This window comes from Legionella rowbothamii (assembly GCF_900639985.1).
GTDB classification, from domain to species: Bacteria; Pseudomonadota; Gammaproteobacteria; order Legionellales; family Legionellaceae; genus Legionella; species Legionella rowbothamii.
The window spans coordinates 40,790-47,047 of record NZ_CAAAIM010000012.1 but is presented as its reverse complement, the minus strand read 5'-3'; the positions used below and the strand labels follow the sequence as shown (position 1 = coordinate 47,047).

Genomic DNA, 6,258 nt, shown 5'->3' with positions numbered 1-6,258 from the left:
TTAGGCATTTTAATCTTCCTTTTGACCGTCAAATCAAAGGGTTAGTCTAGACTAACTTGATTAAAATGCCCCCTTATTTGGGGTAGAGCCTAATTAATGATGTAAACGTAATGGAGTACATATTATGTCATCTAATCAACATTCAACATGGGTTGTTGCCTTAAACTCTAATGATTGCAGAATATATGAACTACATACAAAACCTTATCAACTAACGTTACATAAAGAAATCATACATCCTGAAAGCAAACTTAGGGACATCGAATTAACTTCAGACAAGCCTGGACGCTATAGAGCGGGTGATATGGCTCATGGTGCATACACTCAACCATCCGATCCTAAAGAAATTCAAATCGAAGCTTTTTCAAGACATGTTGCTGAAGAGCTTAATAAAGATAGAAATATCGATGCTTACAACAAACTGATTGTTGTAGCGCCCCCCCATATGAATGGGATTTTATTTCAACACCTCAATAAACATGTGAAAACCTTAGTAACTCATAATATAAAAAATGATGTACTTAATTTAAAGGAACCGGAGTTGGCTGACTTCGTGCACAAGCATATGCTTAAGTAATCTATGCAGAGATTAATAAATGCGAAAATGAACAGCAAGAGGGAAATACTTACCTGGAAATAATATGAAACCCAATTTTTCAGCGAGAATAGTTCCTCTACAAGAAGTTTATGTCGCAAGTTATAAACTTGCCTTACTTATTATGGAATCCCCTTATAATTTTGATACAGTGATCGCTATAGCAAGAGGTGGATTTCCCATAGCGCGCTTTGTTTGTGATTTTCTAAACATTCATCATTTAGGTTCTGTACAAATCACACATTACACCGCCGGAGCTACGGAGGTAGAACAAATGCAAATCATCGCTCCAGTCAATGCTGTAGTCGAAGGCAAAAAAATATTGCTTATTGATGATGTCAATGATACGGGAAAAACCTTAATCACTGCACAGGACTATATCCAGGCTATGGAACCTACCTTACTTAAAACAGCCGTGATTCATGAAAAACCAAACACAGTATTTAAAGTCGATTTTGTGGTTGAGAAAATAACAGAATGGAAATGGTTAATCTATCAATGGGCAGTTGCAGAGGACGTTCTTGCCTTTCTTTATAAAGATAATATGTTAGAAGAAAAAGAAGAAGTTGCACATGCTCATTTAACTAAAAAATATAAGCTCGACATTGATAAAAGATATTTTCATGACATTTTGCAATTAAAGGAAAATTATTACAAAACTCCCTAACGAGGAAGATTAAAATGCCTGAAAAATCCCCGTTAAAAATTTTTTTAAGTGGCGATGTATTGACAGGTAGAGGTATACCTCTCAGCATCCCATATGTATCGACGCATATAAAGATACACCTAAAGAACTTCGAAAAAGATTTCAAGGTCTTTGTTTCATCTCATTTTTTTGCTCGCGATCAACTAGACTAACTACATTGTATAACATCCCTGCCAATAAAACCGTGATGTCATCCATAGTAATAATACCGATTAACGATTTCTGCGAATCTACTACGGGCAGACGACGTACTCCTTTTATTTTCATAAGTTCAAGACAATCGAACAAACAATCATCTTCTTTAACCATTAATAGTGAGCGAGTAATTAAGTCCTGGACCGTTAAAACTGTTGCTTCAAGCCCTACGGCCATAACTTCTACTACTAAATCGCGGTCAGTCACTATTCCAATTGGAATTTGTTCTCCTTCATGCTCTTCAACCAATACCACATCACCAACATGATGACGACGCATCAGTTCGGCCGCAGTTTTCACTGACTCACCACCATTCATTATAATCACATCCCTATTACAAAATTCACCAATCTTCATGATTGTCTCCTAACATATTGCCTCATTTAATTTGAATCAATTAATATTTTAACCATAATTTAACTTCTACATTTTCGGTTGTTCTAAATAAAAAGATCGATAATTTATATCCAATCCATTATTCATACGTAAACTAAAATTATAAAGTCTCTAACCTATTCAATTTGTATCACTTTCAAGAGATTGTAATGCTGTTGTTTTATCAAAATGAATGATGGTATCAAATTGATAGGGTAAATGGGTAAAGAAATAGTGGCTTAATCGTTCTGTTTCAGGCCGATAAATAACGCCTATAGCTCTTTGTAATCGTGGAATTTTAAGAAAATGCTCCAGTTGTTCATTACCTACCAGATTTAAAATAAAATTTTTATAACATACAAAATGAAATAATTCCTCATAGCTACCGGGAAGTCCTGGGAGAATTTTTTTGCATTGAGCAGGCTCATCCCAATCTGTAGCAGCAGTAACAAAACCATCATAGGTTGAAAAGCCAATGGAATAAGTATCAGCATGTTGCTCTCGTACCAGCTGCCCGATGTTAACCTCACCTCTTGCTCCCATTTCTGTAGCACGAGCGTCTCCTAAATGAGAATTATGGGCCCAAATAACTATCTTGGCTGGTTTATTAAAACGATGCTCCAAATGGTCGGTAATTACATTAAGCGTTTCCACCATATGATTATCACGAATATTCCAAGAGGTGATATGTCCTTCAAACATGGAACGATAATATTCTTCTGCATTTTTAACTAAACGGGCATTTTGAGCTGCAAAAAAATAATCATCTTCAGCACGTTCATCTTTATTCTGCATAAATTTAAAAGCATTATGTTGTAATTCATAGAGCGTTTCTAGCACCTCAACAATGCAGGATTTTTTTATTCTGATATTCGTTAGGTAGCCGTACATTTGGGGATCAACATTGAGATGATCAAAACAAGCATAGCGCTTTTTGGCCTGCTCAGCAGCCTTTGGATCAACCTTTGTTAAATAATTAATAACCGCTTGCATGGATGCATTAATACTGTATAAGTCAAGCCCATAAAATCCAACTTTGTTTACAGTGCTTGGCAAATCATTATATTCACGTAACCACTTGAGGAAGGGAGGCATGGTGGTATTGCGCCACATCCAGGTCGGAAATCGTTTAAAATCACCCAAAGCACTCTTGTTATCATCCACATCACTTCGACCTTGGATGTAGCGGTACACGCGGTGAGCATCAGGCCAATCTCCCTCTATAGCTACAGCCATAAATCCCTTTTTTTGGATAAGTTTTTGGGTTATTTCAATACGAGTCTGATAAAATTCATGCGTTCCATGCGAAGCCTCACCTATCATAACAAAACGTGCATCACCAATTTGTTCCATCAGTGAAGAACAATCAGTTGGTTTTTCTAGCGGGAGAGCGGCTTCATTAATCACTTCAATGAGCTTGAACTGTGCATCAATATTCATTAATAGTCTCCTTTTTCCACTATAGGGAGTACTTGATGATTCATTGAAGTAGCTTTTAAGTATTTAACAAACCAATTTCTTGCAAATTTTGCGGCCTCATCAAGAGCCCCTGGCTCTTCAAATAAGTGAGTTGCTCCGGGCACTATTTCCATTTTTTTTATGCAATTTAATTGGGACATCGCCTCTTTATTAATTTGAATGACTACTTCATCATAACCACCAACTATGAGTAAAGTAGGCGCTAGAACATGTGCTAAAGACTCTCCAGCCAAGTCAGGTCTTCCACCCCGTGAGACTACGGCATAAACGAAATCGGGCCTAAGTGCCGCAGCTACTAAAGCAGCACCTCCCCCGGTACTCGCTCCAAAATAACCTATGGATAAAGAACTCAGTTGCTCTTGCCCCAAGCACCATTGAGTTGCATCAAGTAATCGTGAGGCTAAAAAGTCAATATCAAAACGAAATTGCCGTGTGCGACTATCAATAGCATCCTCATCAGGAGTAAACAAATCAAACAACAAAGTAGATAGCTTAGCCTCGTTTAAAACTCTTGCTACGTATTGATTGCGTACACTAAATCGACTACTGCCACTTCCATGCACAAACAATACCAACCCACGTGCTTCTTCGGGAATATATAATATTCCATCAAGGGTAACATTGCTGCTTGGAAGCGAAATATTGTGCGGTGTATTTAAAGTAAAATGAGACATGATTCACCTAAGCGCAGAATGTATTGAATGGGATTTTTTTAGTAATTCAATAACTTCGTCATCAGAGATTTGTGGGAAATTTTCATACCATAAACCTACAGCATAAAAATCAATTGGCTTTAGTGGACAGACAATCCTTTCAACCAAATGAGCCATTTCCGAGCAAGTTGAATAAGCTGCAACAGGAATGGCTATAACGATAGATGTTGGTTTGTGAGTACGGAGCGCTTCTATTGCAGCCCTCATGGTAGAACCCGTTGCAATTCCATCATCGACCAATATGACTATTTTTTCTTTCAGATTTGGAAAAGGTCTATTACCTCGATATAATTGCTCTCTACGCAATAATTCCTCACGTTCTTTTTCTACCACATTCTGTATTGTTAACCGATCTAGGTTTAATTGATTCATCAGCGGCTCATTAAAAAAAACCGTGCCTCCTGAAGCAATTGCCCCCATAGCAAGCTCTTCATGACCGGGAAGCCCTAATTTGCGAACAATAAAGACATCAAGAGGCGCTGATAATACAGTGGCTATCTCATAGCCTACTGGTACTCCCCCTCGAGGCAAAGCTAAAATAATTACATTTGGATTATGGGCATAGTCCTTTAGATATTTTGCTAAAATAACACCTGCTTCATATCTATCGATGAATTTATCCATTATTCACCTTGACGAAAGACAGTGAGCATATGATAAATTATAGACCAACAAGTTTTGATATATAACAAACCCACAAACCGTGGTGATTAATTATTGAACACACCCTCCTTTTTTGGTCTAAAATTATATTGATATCTCTTACAGAAACAAATTGTATGGATAAAGCTCTCATAATTAGTTTATGGATAAGGAGATGAGACAATGACCAGTTTAAAGAAATATCATCAAAGCGAAAATGTTATCAGCCCTTTCTTGAAACTTCAGCAAGAAGTAAGTCATGCAATGAATGATTTTTACGATTTGTTTGAGCCCATGAGCATTGATTTGAAAAAATTCGAAAATATTAAACTTTCCCCAGCTCTAGATATTGTTGAAGATAACGAGTGTTTTAAGATTGAAGCTGAAATGCCAGGCATGAGTGAAAAAGACATTACAGTAACTTTCAATGATAATAGAATTACTATCGAAGGTGAAAAATCGACCTCCAAGAAAGATGAAAAGAAAAATTTTGTAAGTCGTGAAATTACTTACGGTCGCTATGAGCGTACGGTTTCATTGCCGTTCACTGCGGATGTAGACAAAGCATCTGCGTCTTTCAAAAAAGGCATGTTATGGGTAACTATACCCAAAAAAACTCAAAGCACAGGCAGCTCGAAATCAATAAAAATTGAAAAAAGTGAATAAATTCGGCTAATTAGAATCTCTACTACCGCAAACACTATGCTTTTGAGCAACGGTTTGCATTTTTTACAAATCCCCTGTGGATTTCTTTGAGTGATAATCAAATGTCATTGCTCAAATTCATGGGGCATTTGTTAATTTTTGCATTTAGACAATAATTTATTTTTGCAAGAAATTTAAGTGATGCCTTAATGTACATCATTTGGAGCTGAATCATTAGTTACGTGTAAATTAAATAAATCTTCTTCATTAAGTATTTCTTTCTGCAATAACAATCGTGCTCCTTGTTCTAGGCAGTTAATCTGTTTTTTAATCCTGTCAACAGCCTCAGCAAATGCAGTTTGTATTATTTTATGGATTGCCGCATCAATCTTACGGACAGTATCCTCACTAAATTTACGCCGAGAGTGAGCAGCGAAAGGATTTTCCAGAAAAGCTTGAGGCTCTCTATCGTAAGTTACAGGCCCTAATTGTTTATCTATACCATAATGCATGACCATACTGCGAGCAATTTCAGTCGCTTTAGCCAGATCATCTGCTGCGCCAATTGTGTAACAAAATATAATATAAACCAGTTCTTGAAAGATTTTATCTTGAGCTAAACCAATAAATTATGAAAAACATCAAAATCCAGACGCCCCCTTCAAGAGGTACCTGGATAATCGTTAACATGCTATTTGGCTAAGCTCGATAGAGAGAACGTTGGTATTCATAAATCAATCGAGTCTGAACCTATTGATACGAATTATTTAAAAGTATTCTAAAATAAAATGAAGGAGAGGTGTAGCTCTGTATTTAGCTATAAGCTAGTGATAAATAGCGTGCAAACTCGGATGACGAATGGAAAGGTGCTAAAATCGACAAGTCCCAGCAACTAGTAATCTTAGGAT

Annotated in this window: 8 protein-coding genes; 3 read left to right on the top strand and 5 right to left on the bottom strand. The window is 36.8% G+C overall.

What is annotated here, in order from left to right; translation table 11 throughout:
* Positions 1–124 precede the first annotated feature (124 nt).
* Positions 125–577 carry a host attachment protein gene (locus E1P08_RS15700; RefSeq protein WP_133137944.1) on the top strand — a complete coding sequence of 151 codons (453 nt, stop codon included), beginning with the start codon at positions 125–127 and terminating at the stop codon, positions 575–577.
* Positions 578–641: 64 nt separating this feature from the next.
* Positions 642–1,262: a phosphoribosyltransferase gene (locus tag E1P08_RS15695; RefSeq protein ID WP_133137943.1), complete on the top strand. Its 621-nt coding sequence runs from the start codon at positions 642–644 to the stop codon at positions 1,260–1,262.
* Between the two features lie 141 nt (positions 1,263–1,403).
* Here E1P08_RS15695 and E1P08_RS15690 read toward each other — a convergent pair whose 3' ends face one another.
* From E1P08_RS15690 to E1P08_RS15675, 4 genes are all read right to left on the bottom strand, one after another.
* Complete coding sequence (locus E1P08_RS15690; protein ID WP_133137942.1) at positions 1,404–1,853, bottom strand: CBS domain-containing protein; 450 nt, start codon at positions 1,851–1,853, stop codon at positions 1,404–1,406.
* A gap of 159 nt (positions 1,854–2,012) precedes the next feature.
* Complete coding sequence (locus E1P08_RS15685; RefSeq protein WP_133137941.1) at positions 2,013–3,311, bottom strand: erythromycin esterase family protein; 1,299 nt, start codon at positions 3,309–3,311, stop codon at positions 2,013–2,015.
* Positions 3,311–4,024, bottom strand: coding sequence for a dienelactone hydrolase family protein (locus tag E1P08_RS15680; RefSeq protein WP_133137940.1), 714 nt, complete (start codon positions 4,022–4,024; stop codon positions 3,311–3,313). Before E1P08_RS15680 ends, E1P08_RS15685 begins: the two co-directional genes overlap by 1 nt.
* Positions 4,025–4,027: 3 nt before the next feature.
* Positions 4,028–4,687: a phosphoribosyltransferase gene (locus E1P08_RS15675; RefSeq protein ID WP_133137939.1), complete on the bottom strand. Its 660-nt coding sequence runs from the start codon at positions 4,685–4,687 to the stop codon at positions 4,028–4,030.
* A 201-nt stretch (positions 4,688–4,888) separates the two neighbouring features.
* Here E1P08_RS15675 and E1P08_RS15670 point away from each other — a divergent pair, with 201 nt between their 5' ends.
* Complete coding sequence (locus E1P08_RS15670; RefSeq protein WP_133137938.1) at positions 4,889–5,371, top strand: Hsp20/alpha crystallin family protein; 483 nt, start codon at positions 4,889–4,891, stop codon at positions 5,369–5,371.
* 185 nt (positions 5,372–5,556) lie between these two features.
* On the opposite strand, the gene E1P08_RS15665 is transcribed toward E1P08_RS15670, so the two are convergent.
* Positions 5,557–5,916 (bottom strand): hypothetical protein, encoded by a 360-nt coding sequence (locus tag E1P08_RS15665; protein WP_278043073.1) that lies wholly within the window; start codon positions 5,914–5,916, stop codon positions 5,557–5,559.
* Positions 5,917–6,258 lie beyond the last annotated feature (342 nt).